This is a genomic window from Anaerorhabdus sp., assembly GCF_036641015.1.
Classification (GTDB): domain Bacteria; phylum Bacillota_I; class Bacilli_A; order Erysipelotrichales; family Erysipelotrichaceae; genus Anaerorhabdus.
In genome coordinates this window covers 1-24577 of sequence record NZ_JAVWFO010000009.1, presented here as the reverse complement: position 1 = coordinate 24577, position 24577 = coordinate 1, and the positions used below count along the sequence as shown (strand labels likewise).

The 24577-nt window shown below is 30.4% G+C and carries 21 protein-coding genes and 2 tRNA genes; 20 read left to right on the top strand and 3 right to left on the bottom strand.

Features of this window, described 5'->3' with window-relative positions:
* The 13 genes from RR430_RS02570 (at window position 1) to RR430_RS02510 (ending at window position 13192) form a co-directional block, all read left to right on the top strand.
* Window positions 1-633 (top strand): thioredoxin family protein, encoded by a 633-nt coding sequence (locus RR430_RS02570; RefSeq protein ID WP_332487238.1) that lies wholly within the window; start codon window positions 1-3, stop codon window positions 631-633.
* Window positions 634-910: 277 nt separating this feature from the next.
* Window positions 911-1924: a 3-dehydroquinate synthase gene (gene aroB / locus RR430_RS02565; RefSeq protein WP_332487237.1), complete on the top strand. Its 1014-nt coding sequence runs from the start codon at window positions 911-913 to the stop codon at window positions 1922-1924.
* The gene (gene aroC / locus RR430_RS02560) at window positions 1921-3045 is read left to right on the top strand and encodes a chorismate synthase (protein ID WP_332487236.1); all 1125 of its coding nucleotides are present in this window, start codon (window positions 1921-1923) and stop codon (window positions 3043-3045) included. The genes aroB and aroC overlap by 4 nt, the downstream gene beginning before the upstream one ends.
* Entirely contained in the window at window positions 3030-4280 is a 1251-nt protein-coding gene (locus RR430_RS02555; protein ID WP_332487235.1) for a shikimate kinase, read from the top strand. The genes aroC and RR430_RS02555 overlap by 16 nt, the downstream gene beginning before the upstream one ends.
* On the top strand, window positions 4277-5302 hold the full coding sequence (gene aroF / locus RR430_RS02550) for a 3-deoxy-7-phosphoheptulonate synthase (protein ID WP_332487233.1): 1026 nt from the start codon (window positions 4277-4279) through the stop codon (window positions 5300-5302). Before RR430_RS02555 ends, aroF begins: the two co-directional genes overlap by 4 nt.
* Window positions 5292-6572 carry a 3-phosphoshikimate 1-carboxyvinyltransferase gene (gene aroA / locus RR430_RS02545; protein WP_332487231.1) on the top strand — a complete coding sequence of 427 codons (1281 nt, stop codon included), beginning with the start codon at window positions 5292-5294 and terminating at the stop codon, window positions 6570-6572. The genes aroF and aroA overlap by 11 nt, the downstream gene beginning before the upstream one ends.
* Window positions 6559-7404 (top strand): prephenate dehydrogenase, encoded by an 846-nt coding sequence (locus RR430_RS02540; protein WP_332487229.1) that lies wholly within the window; start codon window positions 6559-6561, stop codon window positions 7402-7404. The genes aroA and RR430_RS02540 overlap by 14 nt, the downstream gene beginning before the upstream one ends.
* A 10-nt stretch (window positions 7405-7414) precedes the next feature.
* On the top strand, window positions 7415-7861 hold the full coding sequence (gene aroQ, locus RR430_RS02535) for a type II 3-dehydroquinate dehydratase (protein ID WP_332487227.1): 447 nt from the start codon (window positions 7415-7417) through the stop codon (window positions 7859-7861).
* Entirely contained in the window at window positions 7858-8787 is a 930-nt protein-coding gene (locus tag RR430_RS02530; RefSeq protein WP_332487225.1) for a Gfo/Idh/MocA family protein, read from the top strand. The genes aroQ and RR430_RS02530 overlap by 4 nt, the downstream gene beginning before the upstream one ends.
* 39 nt (window positions 8788-8826) lie before the next feature.
* Complete coding sequence (locus tag RR430_RS02525) at window positions 8827-10197, top strand: MATE family efflux transporter (RefSeq protein WP_332487223.1); 1371 nt, start codon at window positions 8827-8829, stop codon at window positions 10195-10197.
* A gap of 38 nt (window positions 10198-10235) precedes the next feature.
* Window positions 10236-10571 carry a NusG domain II-containing protein gene (locus RR430_RS02520; RefSeq protein ID WP_332487222.1) on the top strand — a complete coding sequence of 112 codons (336 nt, stop codon included), beginning with the start codon at window positions 10236-10238 and terminating at the stop codon, window positions 10569-10571.
* Between the two features lie 8 nt (window positions 10572-10579).
* On the top strand, window positions 10580-11086 hold the full coding sequence (locus RR430_RS02515) for a Gx transporter family protein (RefSeq protein WP_332487220.1): 507 nt from the start codon (window positions 10580-10582) through the stop codon (window positions 11084-11086).
* Between the two features lie 183 nt (window positions 11087-11269).
* Entirely contained in the window at window positions 11270-13192 is a 1923-nt protein-coding gene (locus RR430_RS02510) for an EAL domain-containing protein (RefSeq protein ID WP_332508602.1), read from the top strand.
* A 27-nt stretch (window positions 13193-13219) separates the two neighbouring features.
* On the opposite strand, the gene udp is transcribed toward RR430_RS02510, so the two are convergent.
* The 3 genes from udp to RR430_RS02495 all read right to left on the bottom strand — a co-directional run bounded on the left by udp (window position 13220) and on the right by RR430_RS02495 (window position 16116).
* Entirely contained in the window at window positions 13220-13996 is a 777-nt protein-coding gene (gene udp / locus RR430_RS02505; protein ID WP_332487216.1) for a uridine phosphorylase, read from the bottom strand.
* Window positions 13997-14074: 78 nt separating this feature from the next.
* Entirely contained in the window at window positions 14075-15142 is a 1068-nt protein-coding gene (locus RR430_RS02500; protein WP_332487215.1) for a hypothetical protein, read from the bottom strand.
* Between the two features lie 2 nt (window positions 15143-15144).
* Window positions 15145-16116: a phosphodiester glycosidase family protein gene (locus RR430_RS02495; RefSeq protein WP_332487213.1), complete on the bottom strand. Its 972-nt coding sequence runs from the start codon at window positions 16114-16116 to the stop codon at window positions 15145-15147.
* Between the two features lie 287 nt (window positions 16117-16403).
* On the opposite strand from RR430_RS02495, the gene RR430_RS02490 reads away from it, so the two are divergent.
* The 7 genes from RR430_RS02490 to csn2 all read left to right on the top strand — a co-directional run bounded on the left by RR430_RS02490 (window position 16404) and on the right by csn2 (window position 24525).
* A tRNA-Glu gene (locus RR430_RS02490) sits at window positions 16404-16480 on the top strand.
* A gap of 1 nt (window position 16481) precedes the next feature.
* Window positions 16482-16555: transfer RNA gene (locus RR430_RS02485), tRNA-Trp, on the top strand.
* A 132-nt stretch (window positions 16556-16687) separates the two neighbouring features.
* A complete protein-coding gene (locus tag RR430_RS02480; RefSeq protein ID WP_332487212.1) occupies window positions 16688-18580 on the top strand; it encodes a DUF2075 domain-containing protein in 1893 nt (630 codons plus the stop codon).
* 138 nt (window positions 18581-18718) lie between these two features.
* Complete coding sequence (gene cas9, locus RR430_RS02475; protein WP_332508601.1) at window positions 18719-22678, top strand: type II CRISPR RNA-guided endonuclease Cas9; 3960 nt, start codon at window positions 18719-18721, stop codon at window positions 22676-22678.
* A complete protein-coding gene (cas1, locus tag RR430_RS02470; RefSeq protein WP_332487208.1) occupies window positions 22675-23547 on the top strand; it encodes a type II CRISPR-associated endonuclease Cas1 in 873 nt (290 codons plus the stop codon). The genes cas9 and cas1 overlap by 4 nt, the downstream gene beginning before the upstream one ends.
* Before the next feature lie 4 nt (window positions 23548-23551).
* On the top strand, window positions 23552-23857 hold the full coding sequence (gene cas2 / locus RR430_RS02465; RefSeq protein ID WP_332487207.1) for a CRISPR-associated endonuclease Cas2: 306 nt from the start codon (window positions 23552-23554) through the stop codon (window positions 23855-23857).
* Window positions 23854-24525 carry a type II-A CRISPR-associated protein Csn2 gene (gene csn2, locus RR430_RS02460; protein ID WP_332487205.1) on the top strand — a complete coding sequence of 224 codons (672 nt, stop codon included), beginning with the start codon at window positions 23854-23856 and terminating at the stop codon, window positions 24523-24525. The genes cas2 and csn2 overlap by 4 nt, the downstream gene beginning before the upstream one ends.
* The last annotated feature ends 52 nt before the right edge of the window (window positions 24526-24577 follow it).

Genomic DNA, 24577 nt, shown 5'->3' with positions numbered 1-24577 from the left:
ATGAAAAAGTTAATTTGTTTATTTTCGAGTTTATTATTGTTAGTGGGTTGTACTAGTACCACTGCGCCTACACCAACACCTGAAGAAACGGATAAACCAACTGCAAATGTAGGTTGTGATGTTACTAGTGAATGTGAAAAATGGGAAAAAGCTGATATGAGTGCATATGAAAACTTTATGGATAGTGATCACGTATTCCTTTCTATTGATATGGCAACTGGGAATGAATTGTTGCAAAGTGATGGAACATCTGTTATTTACTATGGTTTCGCTACTTGTCCTTGGTGTGTTGAATTACTGCCAATTTTAAATGATGTAGCTAAAGAAAATGGAATGAATGTAGAATATGTAAATGTAAGACCAGAAGGTACAGACTCAAGTTTTGATATACGCCTAGACTCTAATCCAGATTATGTTAAATTAAAAGAGCTTGTAAGTGATTATCTTCCAGTAAATGATGAAGGTGTTAAAAGATTATCAGTACCATTTGTTTTCTTTGTTTCAAATGGTGAGATTATTGATACTCATATAGGGACATTAGATAGCCATGATGCTAAGGAAAGATTGATGACGGAAGAAGAAAAAACAATATTAAGAAATGAAATAAGCGAGAAATTTGAGAAGATTAATTAAAAGATTTCATGTTTCATAAACAAAATGAAAAAAAGTAAATTATTTTCAGAAAAATATTGTAAAAATATTCATGTGTGTTAAAATAAATATATGTTCGAGGTAAAAAGTATGAAAAAACCAACTTGTTTGAAAGGATTCTTTTATTACTTTAGATAGCCGGGTGATGTCAGTAGATATTGCCCATTTCGTATGATTAGGCATATCTATGGTATATAAACTTATAAAACCATATAGATTGCCTATATGGTTTTTGTTTTAGTTTACAGGAGGAAAAGGTATGAAAATGCATTGTAGTTTAGGTGAAAGAAGTTACGATATTGTCTTAGAAAGAGGATGTTTATTGGATATTAGTGAATATCTAGACTGTAATAGACGATATTTTATTATCAGTGATACAGGGGTACCAAAAGAAATCATTATGTCTATACGTACGCAATTAAAAGATGCGAATGTTTTTTTGGTAGCTGAAGGTGAAACATCTAAATGCATGGAAACATATCAAATGTGTTTAAAGATGATGTTACAAAAGAAATACACACGAAATGATTGCGTGATTGCATTAGGTGGTGGCGTTGTTGGTGATTTAGCAGGTTTTGTAGCATCTAGTTATATGAGAGGGATTGATTTTATCAATATTCCAACTACTACACTTGCTCAAATAGATAGCAGCATTGGTGGTAAGGTAGCGATTGATATGGATGGTATTAAGAATTGTGTTGGAGCATTTTGGCAACCTAAGTTAGTTCTTATCGATCCCAATGTATTAAAGACATTGCCTAGACGCCATTTCTATAATGGGTTAGTTGAAGCTTTAAAAGCAGGATTAATAGGTGATGAAACACTATTTGAAATTTTTGAAAAAGAAGATTATCTAGATTATTTAGATGAAATATTACAAAGATCCTTAGAAATTAAACGTAATGTAGTTGAGGCAGATGAAAAAGAAACAGGATTAAGAAAAATCTTAAATTTTGGACATACAATAGGACATGGCATAGAGAGTGCAGCGCATTTTCATGATTATTACCATGGTGAATGTGTTGGACTAGGAATGTTGGCAATTTTAGAAGATAAAGATATCAAACAAAGAGTAAAGCGTGTATTGGAAAAAATGCATTGTCCAGTACAACATCACTTAGATCCAAAAGAAATATACAAATATATAGCGAATGACAAAAAAGCAGATGGTAAATCTATCACAATAGTGCAAGTTTCAAAGATAGGTGAAGCATTGTTAATAGAAAAATCAATTGATGAATTAGAAAGAAATTGTCATGAGGAAAACATATGAAAAACACAATAGGAAATTTATTTACTGTTACACAATTTGGTGAATCTCATGGTGAAGCAATCGGGGTTGTATTAGATGGTGTTCCTGCTGGCTTAGAAATAGATATGGAAGCATTGAATTATCAAATGTATATAAGAAAACCAAAGGGGACAATATCAACACAAAGACATGAAGCGGATGAAGTAAGATTTGTTAGTGGTGTATTTAATGGAAAAACAACTGGATCTCCTTGTTGCATCATTATTGAAAATGGTGCTCAACACTCAAAGGACTATGAATCATTAAAAGAAGTTGCAAGACCATCTCATGCAGACTATGCAGCGGAAGTTAAATATAATGGTTTTCAAGATTATCGCGGAGGAGGACATTTCTCTGGTCGCTTAACTGCACCGATTGTTGCAGCTGGTGCAATCGCTATTCAATTACTTAAACAAAAAGGTATAGTATTAGCAACACATGTTGCACAACTTCATCATATAACTGATGAATTATTTTCAGATAATCAAGATGAATGTTTAAAACAAATTAATATGATTAATGAAGTAGAATTTGCATTAATCAATCAAGATAGAAAAGAAGAAATGATTGCTTGTATTGATCAAGCAAGAATGAATTTGGATGCTGTGGGTGGAATACTTGAGACATGTGTATTAGGTATGCCTGCTGGAGTTGGTGAACCTAATTTTGATTCAATTGAAAGTAGAATATCACATGCAGTATTTAGTGTAGGTGCTGTTAAAGGCATAGAATTTGGATTAGGATTTGGATTTAAAGATAAGTATTCATCAGAAGTTAATGATGAGTTCGAAATTGTTAATGGTAAGGTTGTAACTAAAACCAATAATAACGCTGGAATAAATGGTGGTATTACAAATGGTATGCCAATAAAATTTAAAACGGTTGTAAAGCCAACCCCATCAATTGCTAAACAACAAAACTCAATTAATTTTAAAACGAATGAAAATGTACATTTAGAGATTAATGGAAGACATGATCCAGCAATTATTCATCGTGCTAGAGTTGTGATCGATAGTATGGTTGCGATTACTTTAGTAGATTGTTTAATAGAAAGATTTGGAATCACATGGTTTCAAGAAGGTATTCAATGCAAAGAGGATTAATAGGATATCCATTAGGACATAGCTATTCAAAATTAATTCATGAGCAACTTGCAGACTATACATTTGAAATTAATGAATTAGCGCCAGAAAATTTTGATCAGTTTATGAAAGAAAAAGACTTTATATCTATTAATGTAACGATACCTTATAAGCAGGAAGTAATTCCTTATTTAGATAGTCTTGATGAGAAAGCTAAAAAAATTGGTGCTGTAAACACAATAGAAAATAAAGATGGAAAATTAATTGGATACAATACGGATTATTACGGATTTTGGTGGATGTTAACTAATAACAATATTCACATTAAAAATAAAAAAGTTGCGATATTGGGTAATGGTGGAGCAACTCAAGCGTGTAAAGTTGTGATTCATGACATGGATGCAAAAGAGTGTTTAATAATATCTAGAACAGAGAGTGATACTACAATTACATATGAAGAGTTATTCAAAAATCATTACGATGTAGAAGTGTTAATTAATGCAACACCGGTAGGAATGCAACCTAAGCATGATGATAGTCCAATTGATTTAAGCAAACTTAAAAATTTAGAGAGTGTTGTTGATATTATTTATAATCCAGGTAAAACTAAGTTAGTGTTACAAGCAGAATCATTAGGTATTACTGCAATTGGTGGTTTGGAAATGCTTGTGGCACAAGCAAAACAAGCTGTAGAGATATTTACTGGGAAATTACTTGATGATGAAGTTATAAAAAGGATTACAAATAATATTCAAAGACAAAAAGAGAATATAGTATTTATCGGGATGCCATCTTCTGGTAAGACAACACTTGCTAAAATGGTTAGTGATATTTATCATATGCCATTCATTGATCTAGATGAAGAAATAGTTCGAAAGGCATCAAAGACTATTCCAGAGATATTTGCATTAGATGGAGAAGCAACATTTCGCGATATTGAATCATCATGTGTGCTAGATGTATGCATGAAGGAAGGTTGTGTTATTTCTACTGGTGGCGGCGTTATTAAAAGAGAAAAAAATATAGAACATCTTAAAAAGAAAGGCTATCTAATATGGTTAGATCGTGATGTAAGTTTATTACAATACAACGGTGATCGACCATTAGTTAAAAATGCTGATGAAGTAAAGAAATTATATGAAGAACGATTACCACTTTATCAAAAATATTGTGATGTTAAATTTGATAATAATGGAACAGTTGATGAATCAATAAATAAGTTAAAACAACTATTAGAAAGTAGGAAAATAAAATGATAATAACATTAAAAAAGGGAGCACCTCGACAAGAAATTGATAAGTTAGTACACCAATTTGAATCTCAAGGATTACAAGTAAATATGATTACTGGACAAAACTTTAATGTTTTTGGTTTAGTAGGAGATACAGCAAAATTAGATGAAAAGCGTGTTCAAGCAAATGAATGGGTTGAAAATGTTCAACGTATTGCTGCGCCTTATAAACTCGCAAATAGAATGTTTCATCCTGAAGATACTGTTATAGATGTAATGGGAATAAAAGTTGGTGGAGATAACCCAATTGTATTAATTGGTGGTCCATGTTCAGTTGAAGGTGAATCTATGATGGTTGATATTGCAACCGAAGTAAAAGCTGCTGGGGGTTGTATGATGAGAGGTGGAGCATACAAGCCTAGAACTTCACCATATGCTTTCCAAGGCATGGGCGAAAAAGGTCTAGAATGTATGGTGAAAGCACGTAATAAAACAGGCATGCCAATAGTTTCTGAACTAATGAGTGCAGATAAAATTGATGAATTTGTTAAACATGTTGATATTATTCAAATTGGAGCACGTAATATGCAAAACTTTGATTTATTAAAAGCAGTAGGTAAACTTGATAAACCAATTTTGTTAAAACGTGGTTTAGCTAATACAATTGAAGAATGGATTATGTCTGCTGAATACATTATGGCTGGTGGAAATAAGAATGTAATTCTATGTGAACGTGGAATTAGAACATTTGAAAAATATACACGTAATACATTGGATTTAAGTGTAGTTCCTATAATCAAACAAAAGACTCACTTACCAATTATTATTGACCCATCCCACGCAACAGGAGATTGGAAACTAATTGAAAGCATGTCACTTGCTGCTATTGCAGCGGGAGCAGATGGTTTAATAATTGAAGTACATTCAAATCCAGAATGTGCATGGTCTGATGGTCAACAATCATTGAAACCAAAGAAGTTTGCAGAGCTAGTTAAAAAATGTAAAAAAGTAGCGAAAGCTATTGGACGTTCAGTGTATGAAGGTTAAGATTTCCCCATCATCATTAACAAAACGTGTTATTGAAATACCACCAAGTAAATCAATGGCACATCGTGCGATTGTTTGTGCATCTTTAGCAACTGGTAGAAGTGTTATTACTAATATAGATTATAGTGTAGATATTCAAACAACACTTGATGGAATGAAAAAACTAGGTGCAAAAATTCAACAGTTTGATGATTATGTCATTGTTGATGGAGTAGAAGATTTAACACAAATTAATGATACTAATATTGAATGCAATGAATCAGGATCAACCTTAAGATTTTTTATTCCAATCTTTTCATTAACAAATAAAGAAATTACTTTTTCTGGAACTAAACGATTAATGGAAAGACCACAAGATATATATGAAAAAATATTTAATGACCAAGGATTGGTATTTAAACAAGAAGATGGAAAGATAATCATTAATGGATCTCTTCGTAAAAAAAGATATCAATTAAAAGGCAATGTATCATCACAATTTATATCGGGTTTACTATTTACATTACCACTATTAAATGGCGATTCTATTATCGAAATAGAACCACCATTTGAAAGTCGTTCATACGTAGATTTAACATTACAGATGATGAAGAACTTTGGTGTAAGTGCATATTTTGTTAATGATACAACAATTCATATAATTGGAAATCAAAAATATGTTGCAAAAGATACGCGTGTTGAAGGAGATTTTTCTCAACTAGGTTTCTATGCAGTTTTAGGAGCATTACAAGGTCCTCTTGATTGTATCGGATTGAATACAAAATCATTACAAGGGGATAAGCAAATAGTATCTATACTTAGAGATATGGGATGTAATGTAGAGGTACTTGATGAAGGCTACAGATTTAATCAATCAAAATTACAAGGTTGTACAATTGATTTAAATAATTGCCCTGATTTAGGACCTATATTATCAACCTGTGCATCTTATGCAAGTGGTGAAACTAATATTGTAAATGCAGGAAGGTTGCGTATTAAAGAGAGTGATCGTATTGCGGCAATGGAAAGTGAATTGTTGAAGTGTGGAGTTGACTTTAAGTCTACAAAAGATTCAATTACAATAAAAGGACCGTCTCATTTTATATGTGACAAAGAGTTACAAGGACATAATGATCATCGAATAGTAATGGCTTTAGCAATTGCGGCAACATGTGCTAAGCAACCATTAATTATTGATGATGCACAATCAATAAGAAAATCATATCCTGGCTTTTTTGAAGATTTAGCTTCGCTAGGAATTGATGTGGAGAAAATCAATGATGAATCATGATACTCAATTTTGTATTGTTGGCTTAGGTTTATTAGGTGGTTCATATGCTCAAGGGTTAAAACAAAAAGGATTTAAGGTATCAGCAGTTGATATTAATGAAAATAGTATTGAATATGCACTAAAAATGAAATGGATTGATGAGGGTAGTACTTCATTAGAATGTTTGAAAAAAGCTGATTGTGTAATTCTAGGGTTGTACCCTACACTTGTTGTTGATTGGATAAAAGAAAATCAATGTTTGATTAAAAGTAATGCAATTATAACTGATGTCACTGGGATTAAACGTGAAATAGTTCCAGCTATCCAATCGATACTAAGATCTGATTTAGAATTCATTGCTAGTCATCCTATGGCAGGAAGAGAAGTAAGTGGAGTTGAATTTAGTACACCTTCAATATTTAAACCTGCAAACTTTATTATCACACCAACCGAATCAAATACAGATAGAGCAATTGAGTTTGTAACAGAGTTAGCACAATTATTAGAATTTAGAAGAGTAACTACTTTAACAATTCAAGAACATGATGAGATGGTAGCATTTTTATCACAATTAACACATGTTATAGCGGTAAGTTTAATGAATACAAATGATAATACACATCTTGTAGAATATACAGGAGATAGTTTTAGAGATTTAACTAGAATTGCTAAAATCAATGAGAATCTTTGGAGTGAATTATTTATTATGAATAAAGATATGTTACTAAAAGAAATTGATGATTTTAGTAAGGAATTACAAAATTTTCGTGATACACTAGAAAAAGAAGATGTAGAAAGAATGAAACAATTATTTATTCAATCAACTATGAGAAGAAAACAATTTGATAAATAGGAGGTTTACAATGAAATTCATGATTCTTAATGGACCTAACATTAATATGGTAGGTATTAGAGAAAAGAGTATCTATGGAACAATGAACTTTGAGAATATTATTGCTTATATTAAAGATGAAGCGAATAAACGTAATATCGATGTAGAATGTTATCAAAGTAATCATGAGGGTGATTTAGTAGATGCAATTCAAAGAGCTTATTTTGAACACATGGATGGCATTGTAATTAATCCTGCAGCATATACTCATACTAGTGTTGCTATTGCGGATGCAATAAAAGCAATATCACCGATACCTGTTGTAGAGGTGCATTTGTCTGATATTAAACAAAGAGAAGAGTTTAGACATCATTCCTATTGTGCTCCTTATTGTATTGAACAAGTAAAGGGGCATGGACCTTTAGGTTATATAATGGCAATGGATATTTTAATTAAGAATGTAGAGGAAAAATTATGATTCGTTTTGGAATAATTGGACCTGGAAAAATATCACATCGTTTTATTAAAGGAATGAATGATGTTGTTGGTGCTAGAATTGAAGCGGTAGCATCGAGAAGTATAGAACGTGCTAAACAGGTACAAGAACAATATGGTTTTGATAAAGCATATACTTATCTTGAATGCTTTGAAGATAAGGATATTGACGCGGTGTATATTTCAACTCCACCTCATACCCATTTTGAATTAATACAATTAGCATTAAAACATGGTAAACATGTTATCTGTGAAAAACCTTTACTTGGTAATAGTAAAGATGCTATAGAATGTTTTAAGTTAGCTAAAGAAAGTAATTTGATTCTTATGGAAGCTAATAAGAGTGTATTTACACCAATCTTTAAACAAGCGAAACAATGGATTGAAGAAGGTATAATTGGTAAACCGTTATATATTGATGGCAGTTATTGTTACCGTCAATTATTTGGTGATGATCATTGGGTGTATTGGGCTAATGAAGCAGGTGGAGGAATGTTTGATGTTGGGGTATATCCACTGACATTTGTACATTGTTTACTGAACTGTGCAGTAACAGAAAAAACTAGAATGGCTATTACGCATAATGGACTATGTGATGGATTTGAACAAATATTATTACGATATGAAAATGGTGTAGTAGCAAGTGTTCGTGGTGCAATTGATGTTCAAACGGAAAATAAAATTATGATTTATGGAGAAGATGGATACATTGAATCTGTTAACTTTTGGAAAAGTCATGATATTAAGTGTGTAATAAAAGATCAAATCATTGAAAAACACTTTGATTTTAACAGTGAGTTCACATTTGAAATACAACACTTTGTAGATTGTATTATGAATGGCTTACCAGAAAGTGCAATCATGTCTAGCAAACATAGTATAGAAATTATACAAATCATTGAAAAATAACTCATTTGAGTTATTTTTTCCAAATTAGGGGGATGCAAAATGAAGGAGTTTTTAAAGAAATATATAGGACCCAAAGCATTCTATGCAAAAACTGCAAGGATTGCAATTCCATTATCATTGCAAAATCTATTATCAAGTTGTATGGGGATTGTTGATACGTTAATGGTATCTTGGATTGGAATGGTAACTGCAGTTGGTACGGCAGCACAAATTGATACATTATGCTCAATGATATCTTATGGTTCAATTGGTGGAACAAGCATGTTTTCATCTCAATTTTATGGTGCTAAAGACTATAAAAATCTAAAGAAAACATTTGGCTTGAGCTTAATGTTAGCAGGTGGTAATGCAATATTCTGGTTTTTAGTCGCAACATTTGCGGGTAGAGAAATACTATTTTTCTATATGCCAGATCAAGAAATAATCAAATTTAGTATGCAATATTTAAATATCGCAAAGTTTGGGTTAGTTATTGGTAGTATCAACTTTGCGTTTAGTTATATGTATCGTAGTATTCAAAATGCAAAAGTTTCTCTTAGTGTAAGTATTCTAACAATATCAATGAATGCAGTATTAAATGCATGTTTAATATTTGGATTTGGACCATTTCCACAAATGGGTGTTGAGGGTGCAGCGTTAGGAACAGTTATCGCTCAATCAACTGGCTTAGCTGTGTATATTACTCATGCCATTTTAACTAAACAGCCATTCTTTGGAAGTTTTAGAGAAATGTTTATTATGGATAAAGATTTCACATTACCAATATTGAAAAAAGTAGTGCCACTTATTTTTAATGAAACATTATTTGGATTAGGGTCAACCTTATTTATTAAAGCATTTGGACAACTTGGTAAATCAAGTATGGATGCATATTATGTTGGTAATCAAATTTATAATACATTCTTATTTATTGTTTATGGATATGGAAGCGCTATTCAAGTATTGTTAGGTGTTAAACTAGGCTCTGGTAAAATAGAAGAAGCTAAACAAGATGCAAATTATCATTTAGGCTTATCGGTGTTATTATCTATAATTCTAGTTATTGGTATGATTGTATTTGCTTTCCCAATGACTTCCATATTTAAATTAGATGATCCATTTGTACAATTACTAGCTGTACAAATTGTGTGGGTATTTGCGGTAAAAGTATCTATGCGTTTATTTAATTTCATTATTTTCTCAATTTTAAGAGCTGGAGGGGAATCGAAGGTTATTCAAGTCTTAGATTCAGGTATTTTATGGGTTATTGGATTGCCTAGTGCCTTTATTTGTGTTAATCTACTAGGCATGAGTAGTATCGTATGGGTTTTACTAATTACTCAAATTGAACAGTTAGTTCGATTATTCTTTGGAATGATTTGTGTTCGACAAGAAAATTGGGCAAGAGATATAACTGTTTTGGTAGATTAGTAAAATTTTGGTATAATACTCCTGTTAGGTGGTAAAAGATGAAGAAAAAAGAAATAGTATTTATTATAGGAATAGTTGCATTAGCAGCAGCGATATTTATTGGTGTGCAATTAATGAATATGCAAAAAAACAAAGATGTTGTTAAAATTATCTATCGTTCTGATACTGTGCTTGAGGTAGATCCAACCAAAGATGGTGAATATTGGTTTGATGGTAGTTATGGTAAATTAATGGTTGAAGTTAAAGATGGTCAGTGGCGTGTTACTAATGAAGAATGTCCTAACCATGTGTGTAGTAAAACAGGATGGGTATCAATAGATGATTATTTACCTATTATTTGTTTACCAAATGAGATATCAGTAGAGTTAAAATAGGTGACGATATGAAGACAAGTTCTACTAAACGTTTTGTATATATCACTTTATTAAGTGCCATGGCAATTACAATCAATATTTTGGAATCAACCTTAATTCCTACGTTGCCATTTGGAATTCGCTTTGGATTAGCTAATATTATAGCCTTAATCACAATTGAAATACTTGGTATTAAGGAAATGATTATTGTTAATGTAATGAGAGTCGTGATTGGAAACTTATTAAGAGGTTTAATATTTGGTACAACATTTTGGATTGCATCAGGAGGAGTTATCCTTAGTAGTATAGTATTAATACTATGTAAGAAGATGAATTCATCATTATTGTTTACATCGACTTTAAGTTCAATTGGACATACCGTTGGTCAAGTATTTGTAGTTATGTTTATCTATCAACAAGCAAGCATGATTGCAATTGTTCCATATTTACTTATTGCGGCAATTCCAACTGGTATTCTAACTGGTATAGTTGCAAAAGAGGGAATTAAAAGAGTTAGTAAAAATGCTTTAGTATGAGGTGTAGTCAAAACTACATCTTTTTTCTTCTAAAAATGAATTTGCAAATAATATTTTGACAATAAAAGAAAATAATTATTTACTTATTGCAAATTGATATTAAAGTTATGTTTTGTGTAATGAATGTTTGTATTTCATAAGAGGTGATAGTATAATTTGGTTACCTTGATAAGGGAGATGAATATGGAATTGGATATATGCTACGACATAGCAGCTTTACTTTTTTCAATATCGTTGCTATTTGTTTTCTATTATAAAAAATGGGTACCAACACAGCAAAATATTATTTTTTCTATTTTATTGTGGACAACGTTTGTTGCAACATTGACTGATATCATTGATTTATCAATGTCTTCATCTGCGATTTTGTTTCCAAATATGATTCATGAAGTAATTATTTACGTATATTTCATTGCAATCGATTTATTACCAATAATTTACACTTACTATGTTTTAACTCTTACTGGAATGGAAGAGAAACTGTTTACTGGATATAGAAAATATCTATTTTTTGTTCCTGCAATTATTATGGGATTAATTATTGTTTTAAATCCATTTACCAATTGGTTGTTCTACTTTGAAAACGGTCGATATGTGAGAAGTATTGCTGTGCAAGTGTTAAATTTGTTTGCCTTTTATTTTTTGTTATTTGGTGTTGCAGAAGTTGGACGAAATCGACATGTTTTACCTAAAGAAAAGTGTATTGCATTAGCTTCATTTGTAGTGTTTGCTACAGTTCCAGTGGTAATACAAATGTTTAATCCTACTTTATACATTACAATGTTAGGAGTAGTTATTTGTTTATTTCTAATCTTAATGACCATTCAAAATCCTGAAGAAATAATTAGCTCAATTGGGCTATTAAATCGAGTAGCATTTACTGAACAAATATCTTTGTATCATGATCGTAATGAACGATTTGTTGTAGTAGGCGTTAGGATAAGAGATTATTACTATTTTAAGCAAATACTAGGTACTACTGCTATGAATGAATTACAAAGAGAGTTTTCTAAGAAGTTATTAAGATTTGTTAAAGTAGATCATCATTTATTCTATTTAGGAAAAGGTCATTTTGCGATGTTTATACCTCATGCTCAATTTAACCATAGTATTCTTGAAGAAATAAATAAAGAGTTTAATACAGATATAAATAAGGATTCATTAGAAGTAAAATTATTTGTACAGTTACTAGTTATTGAATGTCCAACAGATGCTTGTATGACTTTTGATAAAACTGATGATTTAGCAGAGATGATATTGGAATTTGGTTCATTTGTACCTGCAATGTCAGTAATAAATTATGCATCTGATATGCCAAACATTAATTCGATTAGGTATTCTCAAGTAGAAAATGCGATAAGAAAAGCAGTTGATAACAAAGGGTTTGAAGTCTATTTCCAACCTATTATTTCTAATAAAGGTACAACTATAAAATCAGCGGAAGCGCTTATTAGGTTAAAAGATGATGAACTTGGATTTATTTCACCCTCAGAGTTTATACCTATTGCTGAAAAGACAGGATATATAGTTCAAATAGGTGAATATGTTTTTGAACAAGTTTGTGAGTTTTATAAAAATGAAAAGTTAAGTGAAAAAGGTATAGAGTATATTGAAGTTAATATTTCTGTTGCTCAATGTATTCAAAAAAACATGGCAGAAAAATTAATAAGTTTATTAAACAAATATGATTTACCAATGAATGCTATTAACTTAGAAATTACCGAATCTGTTGCGGCTAGTTCACAAAATACTGTTTCTAGCATGATGAAAAAACTTACTGAAGTTGGGTCTACATTCTCCATGGATGATTATGGGACTGGGTTCTCTAATATATCATCATTAATAGATTTACCATTTAAAATTGTTAAAATAGATAAAGAACTAATAGATCGTATTGATAATGATAAAGCAAGAATAGCTATTAAAAGTACTATTTCGATGTTAAATGAACTTAATTTTGAAATAGTTGCAGAAGGTGTTGAAACCAAGGAACAGGCTGAATCACTGATTGATATGGGATGTCATCATTTGCAAGGGTATTTATACTCTAAACCAATCAAAAAAATTGAATTCATAAAGTATATTCAACAGTTTAATATAGACTAAAGCCACGATTTCTCGTGGCTTTTATAATTACTTATTATCTTGATTAATTAAATCTTTTAATGCTTCAATAGCTACTTTAATTGCAATGTCAGTGTCATGACATTGAGGGTTTTCTAATCCTTGCTTTTCTCTTTCTTGATTTGCAACCACTAAGAAACAAGAGCCACAACGAACATGTAAGTAACTTGCTACAATGAATAATGCAGCGGATTCCATTTCAGATGCTTTACATCCTAATCGACACCATGCATCCCATTTGCGTTGTAACTCAACTGAGTTGGGTAATGATTCAGGACGATGTTGTCCATAGAAAGCATCCTTACATTGAACTACACCAGCATGATAAGGTTGATCTAATTTTTCTGCAGCATTAACTAAAGCATTAGTAATTTGTAAGTCTGCCACTGCAGGGAATTCAATAGGGGCATATTCTTTTGACGTCCCTTCAAAACGGATTGCAGCTTGTGCAATAACTACATCACTACCTTTAACATTAATATCCATGCCGCCACATGTACCAATTCTAATAAAAGTATCAGCGCCACAAGCAACTAATTCTTCCATAGCAATACTTGCTGATGGACCACCAATACCTGTTGAAGTAACAGATACTTTAACACCATTCAATGTTCCTGTATAAGTAACATATTCTCTTGAATCAGCAACTAATACTGGATTATCAAAATATTGTGCAATCTTCTCACATCGTTTAGGATCACCAGGTAATAAAACATAACGACCTACTTCTCCTTTTGCTACTCCTATATGGTATTGCTTACCTGTACCTTCTGCATAATCTATCATTTAAAAACCGCCTTTCTTTATTACTAATTTAATTATATGTGATTTACTAAAAAAAAGAAACGATGTTAACATCGCTTCTTACCATTTCTTTGTTTTTGGATTCATTTCATTATCAATTGCAAATCCACCAATCTTCCAAGTTCCATTAACATTGATGAAACTAATTTGATATCCAATATGATATTCTTTTGATGTGCTTCCAGATGCGATGTAATAATCAAAGATTACATTTGCAATCATAGAATCTTCATCTTGTTGGATTAAAGATAATACTTCTTCATTTGAAAATTGTGATGTACCATGAGCTGCATACCATTGATTATCCATTGTTTTAATACGATCATAGAATTCACTTCCAGTAATTGTAATAGCACCGATAGCACCTAATGTACCATCTTTAGTAGGATATTTTGCACATGTTTTGGCAGCATTTATTGCGGTTTCTTCAAGTGATGAATTAGATGATGTTTTTCCGATGAAGTAAGTATTACTTAATACATCTTTCATAACAGCATAGCCTGAGTTATCAACAGTAATTTCTGGTTCAGATATTAAATTACTTAGTGTATAGCGAACGACTTTTGGTGCAACTGATTGATCATCTAAACCTTCATAATTCGTTGCTGTGACATTTTTATCTGTTATATAATCATTGCTTACATCTAGACCATTTACTTTGAATGTTACGCCTGCTGGGACTTCAACTATACTTGAATTATCAGCTTGAAATACTGTTGATGCTAACCACTTACCAGTACTGCTTTTAATTAACTTTATAGTCGCAACCTTAACATTACCATCATATAAACCATATAAACTATCATCAGTACTATCTTGTTGATAAATTAAGTTATCTAGGTTAACACCTTCATAAATATTCTTGATTTCTTGGTCATAATCTTCTTTTGAATTTAAATGATTATCGATTAACAATGAATTTTCATAAATACCACTAAAATCATTACTCTTAACTTGTTTTAGGTATAAACTAATTGCACTTTCAGGAAGTTTGGCTTCTTTTTTAGCCATACTTGATTTAGTACCTAATACAACTGCAAATGCTGTGCCTATGCATATACATAACACGATGATTAGAATTGTAACACCAGCTACAGGTTTAATTCCTCTTCTTTTTCTTGTACTCATAATTACTCACCAGCCTTTACTACAAATGCCGTAGGTAAATTACGAGCACCATAAATTGAAACTGTACTATTTATTGTTTCGCCTTCATATACCATTACTGTAGAGTTACCACCATCTAGGTTAGCTGCAGTCATAGCACCAAAGTCTTGCATAATTTTAATAATATCTGGATATAGAGCGCCAAAAGATAATGGTTGACGACCATCCATTACAAGTAATAAGAAAGTGCCATCTTCTCTTTGTCCAATTGCTGTCCTTGGATTAAGACCAGCAAGACGAGAACTACTAAATACATTTTTGAATTGATTAATAAAGATAGGACCAAAAGTAACAGCATCACGTACTCCCCAATCAAGTGCTTGTTGAGCGGACATATCACCTACGATTAATTGATTTTCTTCGTTGATTCCTATAACTGGTCCATATTCTGTAGGGTATCCACTGACAAGTTCGCCCTCAGAGATTACGATTCCCCAGGCTTGTCCACCGTTACCTTTACCATTAGCATCTTCAAATCCACCAGCATTAATACCAGCAATACCATCATACATTTCAATATATTCTTCTAATGATGGTCCTGGAGCACCAGAGTCAAGATATGGATTAACTGCAACCATCAAGTCTTCAGGATTTGATACAATCATCATATAGGCTTGATATGTTGAACCTTTAAGGGCATGAATTTCAATACCATCAGGACTAACTTCTTCTCTTGTTTTGATGATTACATCTGTTTCATCAATACCATTTTGAATGGCTTTAATTTCTTCATCACTATAGAAGAAACCAGCAATAGTTCTATTTAATCCTTTCTTAGGTAAATCTTTGATTAATTGATTACTGTAAGCTACTGATGATCCTTTGTATGTTTCTTTAAGGACTAGGAAAGTTGTAACGCCTGTAGTCACTAATATCATTAGGATACATAATGTAACAACTAAGCCAGTAGACATGGTTTTAGTTCTTTTAGTCATAATTTCCTCGTTTCTATACTCTTACTCATTAATTATATAAGTTTGGTTGATATCTGACAACTTAGATTTACATTTGTCGGATACAAAATGAATACTAAACGATACATTAAAGATGGTATGTCATGATATTTGTGTGATGATTATATAACATATGCTAAATCCTTTAGTTATAAGTAGGAATTGTATTCAAAAAATGATGTAACCACAAATCATTTTCTTACCATTTTATGCATAAAATTCTTGTGTTAGATAGGTGTTTATGGTATTATATCAAAGCACTAGCAAATGGCTCGTTGGTGAAGCGGCTTAACACAGCGCCCTTTCACGGCGTCATTCACGGGTTCGAATCCCGTACGAGTCACCACAGGGGTGTAGTACAATGGTAGTATGATGGTCTCCAAAACCACAGACGGGAGTTCGATCCTCTCCACCCCTGCCAGTATAGTGAATTAACCGATGAAAGTCGGTTTTTTTTGTTGATAAACGTACTTAATGATGAGTGTGGCACGTATAATATTGTTAAAGTATTAATAATTTGATATCCTTATAGTAATGAATGAGGGGTTTAAGAATGCTCGTATATCAAGGGATTAAGGGCGATTTCTTAACAGATGTCTTAAATGACAGGATATGTGACAAGATTCATAATGAATATAAAAGATTTTTTGGAAAAAGTAATGAGTCACAAATACGTTCATGGAAGAATTCAATGGAGTACATGAATAAAGTATTATCTGATAATGAAATCCCAAATGAAGCAGGAGTTGCAATTGAATATAATATACCAACTACATCTAAACGTGTAGATTTTATTGTTTCTGGGTTTGATCATAACAACAAGGGATCAGTCATTATTATTGAATTAAAACAATGGGAAAGTTGTGAAAAGGAAGAAAGAAAAGATGGAATAGTACGCACTTATTTAAATCGTGGTATTCACGATGCTACTCATCCATCATATCAAGCTTATTCTTACGCTTCATTAATCTATGATTTTAATGAAACAGTACAAAAAGAATTGATTGATTTATATCCTTGTGCATATTTGCATAACTATAAATTAAAAGAAAATGATGATTTAGTAAGCAATATATATCATGAATATATAGAGATGGCACCTGTATTCTGTAGTGGAGATGTAGTAAAACTTAGAGCATTTATAAAAAAACATATTAAATATGGCGATAATAAAGATTTACTTTATTCCATTGATAATGGGAAAATACGACCATCAAAAAGACTACAAGATACATTATCTGGTATGCTTAAAGGAAATAAAGAATTTAAACTAATTGATGAACAAAAGGTAATATATGAAGAAGCATTGTTACTAGATAGAGCAGTAGAGATTGATAGAAAGAAAAGAGTACTCATTGTAGAAGGAGGACCTGGTACTGGTAAAACAGTATTAGCCATTAATCTATTAGTTGAAATACTTAACCGCTCAAAAAATGTAGCATATGTCACTAAAAATTCAGCACCAAGAGAAGTATTCTATAAAAAGCTTGCAGGTGATTTTAAAAAGAATTATGTTAAGAATTTATTCCAAGGTTCTGGTTCTTTCTTTAGTACTGAAACAAATGTTTATAATGTATTAGTTGTGGATGAAGCACATCGCCTAAATGGAAAATCTGGTATGTTCAAAAACAAGGGTGAGAATCAAATTAAGGAAATTATCAATAGTGCAAAACTATCGATATTCTTTATTGATGAAAACCAAAGAGTAACGATGGACGATATTGGAGACCAAGAAACTATTGAGAAATATGCAAAAGAATTCAATGCAGAAGTGGAACATGTTGTTTTAGAATCACAATTTAGGTGTAATGGTTCAGATGGATATCTAGCGTGGCTGGATAATCTATTAGAAATAAAAGAAACAGCGAATATTGATTTTGACTTTGATTATGATTTCAAAGTGTTCGATGATCCGAATGAATTAAGAAAAGCAATTATCGAGAAAAACAAGATTAACAATAAATCGAGAATTGTTGCAGGATATTGTTGGGATTGGAATAAGAAGACTAGAAAAGACTCTGGTATTTTTGACGTGACAATACCTGGATATAACTTTGGAATGAGCTGGAATCTAGATAATACTTCTACATGGGCAATTGACGAGAAATCTGTTAATGAAATAGGTTGTATTCATACATGCCAAGGTTTAGAGTTTGACTATGTAGGTGTGATTATAGGTGATGATATTCAATTTAATGGTGAACATATTATTACAGATTTTACAAAGCGTGCTAAGACAGATCAATCTCTTAAAGGTATTAAGAAACTTTATAAAGAAAACCCTGAAGAAGCACTAAAACAAGCTGATTTAATCATTAAAAATACATATAGAACATTAATGACTCGTGGGATGAAGGGTTGTTATATTTATTGTGCAAATAAAGAGTTAGCACGATTCTTTAATACAAAAAGAAAAGGTTGTTTCCAACCTTTCTCAACTAAATAATTAGTTACTGCATAGCAGCATTTAAGCTAAAGCTTTATTTTAACTTTATCATGTCATTGTTAACAGTAGTGATTTGTTAACAACTTCATATTAAATTATTAAAACTAAATTGTCAATCATAAAAGGAGGAAATTGATGATGAAGAATTATAACGTAGCATTGGATATCGGAACAGGTTCAGTAGGGTTTGCTGTAGTTGATAATAATGGAAAACTACTAAAAAAAGGTAATAAGAACTTATGGGGTGCAAATTTATTTGATGGCGCCCAATCAGCGCAATCAACAAGAATGTACCGCGCGACAAAGAGAAGATATCTAAGAAGAAGACAACGAGTTAATTTACTAAGAGATATAATGAGTATCGATATTAGTCCAATTGATGAGAATTTTTATAGAAAATTAGATTTAAGTTATATGATAAGTGATGACAAAAAGTCGTCTTTTAAAGATTTTAATGAAGACTCATACTTATTATCAGGATTAATGACTGAGAAAGAATATAATAAGAAATATCCAACAATTTATCATTTGAGAGAAGAATTAATTAAGAATAAAGAAAAAAAAGATCCAAGACTTATCTATTTAGCTTTGCATCATATGATTAAGTACAGAGGAAATTTTTTGTATGAAGGTCAAAAAATTAACTTATCTGAAACTAACAAGCAAATTGAACAATTAGAATTTATTGTAGATTCTCTAAACGAAATATTTGAAGATGGTTTAAATGACTTTGATTATAACGACTTCAGTATAAAACTGGGTAGACCAATCGCAAGAATGGAAATAAGACAGGATGCAATCGATACATTTAAAAAGCAAGGATTTGGAAAAGAAGTAGTTGATGCGTTAACAGAAGTTACAAAGGCTATTTTAGGATATGAGTTTAATTTAGATAAAATCTTTTTGAAAGAGGACTTAGGAAAGATTGTTTTTAGTGACGAGAATATTGAAACTAAAATTGATGAAGCAAGTTCTAAGTTAGATGATCAACAAGATATTTTGATTGCATTACAAGATTTATATAGTATCTACTTACTCAAACGAATTGTAGGAGATACAAGTGGAACGATTTCTTCAAGCATGGTAGCAAGTTATGATAAACATAAATCAGATCTAGTAAAACTTAAGGATGTTCTAATAAAGTATTATAATCATGAAGATTATAAAGATATGTTTAGTAATAATAGTGACAAAAATTTAAACTATTATGCGTATATAAATAAGCCAAGCAAGTGCAAACTGCCAGATTTATATGCAAAAATAAAAAAAGTACTAAAAGACAACAATTCCGATGAAGCAAAAGAGATATTAAGGGAAGTAGAAAGTAATAGTTTTCTATTAAAACAAAACTCCACAAGTAATGGAGTAATTCCAGTTCAATTAAACTTAGAAGAAATGAAAATAATTCTAGAAAACCAAGGAGTATATTATCCAAGTCTTAAAGAAAATAAAGAGAAAATAGAGAAAATACTATTATTTAGAATTCCTTACTATGTTGGCCCATTGAATCAAAATAGTAAATGGTCATGGGTAGAGAAGAAATCAAATGAAAAGATTACACCATGGAATTTTGATACTGTAATTAATAAAGAAGAAACTGCTAAGAAATTTATAGATAGAATGAAGAGTCATTGTACATATTTATTAGCAGAACCAGTGTTACCTAAAAATTCATTGATAATTACTAAATATGAGGTATTAAGTGAACTTAATCAATTAAAAGTTGATGGTTTTAGGCTGAGCACAGATGAGAAAAAGGAAATCATTAACGGACTATTTCTAAAAAAAGGGAAGATTACAAAAAAAGACCTAATTCAATTTTTAATTGATAAACAACATAGAAAAGAAATCACTGAGATTACTGGTTTTCAAAAAGAAAACGAATTTGCAACAAGTTTAAAACCTTATATTGATTTCAAAAATATCTTTGGTGATACTTATCTTGATCATGAAGAGGATATTGAGAGAATAATTGAATGGTTAACGGTATATAATGAGAAAGATATCATTCATACCCGTATTAAGAATGAATTTTCTTATATTACGGCTGATCAATTAAAGAAGATTCTTGCTAAAAACTATAAAGGATATTCTCGCCTATCTGAGAAACTATTAAACGGATTAATTGGTAGAGATGACAAGGGAAATCCATGTACAATAATTGAATTGCTAGAGAATTCTCCTTTAAACTTGATGCAAATCATCAATAAAGAAAAATATGGATTTAAAGATTTAATAGATGAAGAAAATGATTTAAAAGACAATCATAAGATCTCGTATGATGACATTTCCTGTTTGGCAGGTTCACCTGCGCTAAAGCGAGGTATTTGGCAATCTGTTAAAATTCTTGAAGATTTCAGGAAATATTTTAAGTGTGATCCTGCAAATATTTTTATAGAGTTTGCAAGGGAAGAAGATAAAAATAAAAAGAGATCTATTCCAAGAAATAAAATGATTAAATCTATTTATGAAAAAATGATTAAAGAAGAAATGGTTATTGATGGAGAAAAGATAACGAAAAATCATTTTATTTATAAAGAATTAGATAATTTAGATGCCAATAATGAGAAAGTACTTTTATATATTTTACAAAATGGAAAGTCAATGTATTCTGGAAAAAAACTGGATTTTGAAAATTTATCTAATTATGATGTAGATCATGTTTTACCTCAAGCATATATAAAAGATAATTCTATTGATAATAAAGTATTAGTATTATCAGAAGAAAATAGAGAGAAAAGTGATGATCTTTTACTTAAACCAGAAATAATCAACAAGATGAGAGCTTACTGGCTACAATTGTTAAATGCTGGTTTAATAAGTAAAAAGAAATACTTTAATTTAACAAGAACAACAATATCTGATAATGAGCGTGTTGGTTTTGTCAACAAGCAACTAGTAGAAACCAGACAAATAATCAAACATGTAGCTCATTTGGTAAAAAACTTTTATGATTCTAATGTATTCTCTGTAAAAGCATCTTTAGGAAGTGAATTCAGAGATAAGTATAATTTATATAAGATTAGAAACTTAAATAAGACTCATCATGCTCATGATGCGTATTTATGCGCAAGAATTGGTATGTTTATTACAAAAAAATATCCAGATATATCTTTAATTAATGAAGTTGGTACATATAATAAAATCGAAAATGAAATAGCTAAACGTATAAAGGAATCTATTAGAAATAGAGGTTCAAATGCTAATTTATCAAGTTTTGTTATACAACAAATGAGTAGTAATGAAGTTGTAGATAAGAATACAGGCGAATTAATATGGGAAGGAACAAAAGAAATAGAATATATAAAGAAAATATTTAACTATAAAGACTATTTCTTAACATATAAAACAGACTATGGAACTGGTAAGTTTTATGATGAAACAATTCAAGGTGTTGATAAGACTAAGCATTCGAAATCAATAATATTTCCATTAAAAGCAAATAAGGATCCGATGAAGTATGGTGGATATGCAAGCGCAAAACAAGCTTATGGATTCGTTATTAAATATAAAAAAGGAAAGAAGATTGATAAGAAATTAGTATCTATTCCTATTATCTTTTCAATAAATGAAAAAAATATCTTAAGTTATATTGAAAAACATTGTGGTTTTGATGAATTTGTAATTGGACAAAAAATACCACTAGGACTTCCAATTATTATGAACGGAACAAAGTTTACTCTTAATTCTATGAATGAACTACGGATTATTGAACAGATATTCCTAAATGATGAAGATAAAGAATTGCTTTACTTCTTAATGAAAGGAAAACTATCGAATGATTATGTTGACCCTGTTAAGAAATTACTGGTTACAATACTAAATAAAATAAGTTCTAAAGCTGAGTTTATGCAGAAAAATAATGAAACAATCATTAACTATATAACGAAAAATGAAGTTAATATTGATGAACTTTTCAAAATAATAAATAGTGTTCTATATGGTTTAAATCAGGGATGTATTAATATTAACAGTAATGAAAACAAGCTTAAAATTATCGAATATGGAAGACGAAAAGTTGGTAATGTGAATATAGATAGTACTGTATTTATGTTCGAATCAACTTCAGGTATATATAGAGAGCTGAAGAAGTTATGACGTGGCGAACAATATACATATCTAAACAATGTTGTTTAAGTTTTAAGAATAATTTTTTAGTAGTCAGAAATGAAGATGTAAATATGATTCACTTATCTGAAATACATACAATTTTAATTGATTCAACAATGACTACAATATCAACATATTTGATAAATAAAGCTATCGAATACAAAATAAAGATTGTATTCTGTGATGAACAACATAATCCATCATGCGAAATTAATCCTTATTATGGTGCATTTGATACAGCGAGAAAACTAGAAAAATCATCAGCTTGGATGAAAGATAGTTGCGATTTATTATGGAAAGAAATTGTTAAATATAAAATAAAATATCAGAGTAGATTATTGGAGAAAAATGGTATTAGCACATATAGTCAATTATTAGATTACATGGAGCATGTAGAAGCTAATGATATAACTAATAGAGAAGGACATGCTGCTAAAGTTTATTTTAATTCATTGTTTGGTAATTCTTTTTCAAGAGATCAAGATAATTGTATAAATGCAGCTTTAAATTATGGATATTCAATTATTCTGTCAGCCATTAACCGTGAAATTGTAAATAATGGTTATGTAACTCAAATTGGTATTCATCATAGAGGTCCAACAAATCCATTTAATTTAGGATGTGATTTAATGGAAATATTTAGGCCTATGGTTGATGATTATGTCTATCTACATGAAAATGATGAGTTCACTATAGAGTACAAGAAAGAATTGGTTAATTTATTAAATTCTAAGTTCATTTATTATGGTAAGTCCATGTACTTCAATCAAATTCTCTCAATTTTCATTAAGAAATGTTTAGATAACTTGCATGATGGAATAATTGAAAGTGAAATATTTGAGTATTATGAGGAATAGGTTTATGAGAGTTTTGATATTTTTTGATTTACCTACTTTAACGGTGGGTGAAAGAAGAAGTTATAGAAAATTTCGTAAGATTCTGATAGATGAAGGATTTATTATGATGCAAGAAAGTGTATATTGTAAGTTGGCAATGAATTATAATGCTGTTGAACTTTGTTTAAATAAAATAAAAAAGGTTTCTCCTTCAAAAGGAACAATACAAAGTATGTGTATTACAGAAAAGCAATTTGCTGATATTAATTATATATGTGGTGCTGCTCAAAGTAATAAACTTAATAATACTGATAGAATGATTGTTTTATGATAGTTAAAGTATTTGGTATAGACAAAGATTTAACAATTAATGAAGGAGAAATTGGTATTTTAAGTATAAAACCCCAACAATTATATTTGAAAACATGTTTAACACTATTGAATCGTATATCTTTTAATGAACAAAACGATTTGGTGTTTTTTGATTATGATCAACGATTAAAGTATAAAGATTTATTGTTTGTATCGGATGTTCTATCTTTTGAATTGGATAACAAAGCAATTCTAACCAAGGTAAGTAAAGAATTAATCAACTATATAAATTCAGATATTGATATAAAATCTGAATATATAAACGAGAATAGAAAAATTTTAAAACTATTAAGTTTATACTTAGATTCATTTGATTTAGATTATATGATTGAAGATGAACTGGAAATAGCTGGGTTATTGAAACTATCAGGTGTTGATTTTTCAGCAGAAGATGAATCATGTTTAGATACAATTGATAGAATAATACATATATATAAACGGTTATTTGGAATCAATTATTTTATTTTTAGAGGAATATCTTCACTTATAGACCCTAATCAGACTAAATGCATTGAAGATATTGCAAAAAAATATCAAACAAGTATAATTTTGTTAGAAAATAGTGATCTAATTGGAGTAGTGACCAATAAAATAGTAACTATTGAATATGATTATTCAGTATTTTAACTGTAAAATGATGATTTTGAGGTTTTAGAATCATGTCATTGTTAACAGTAGT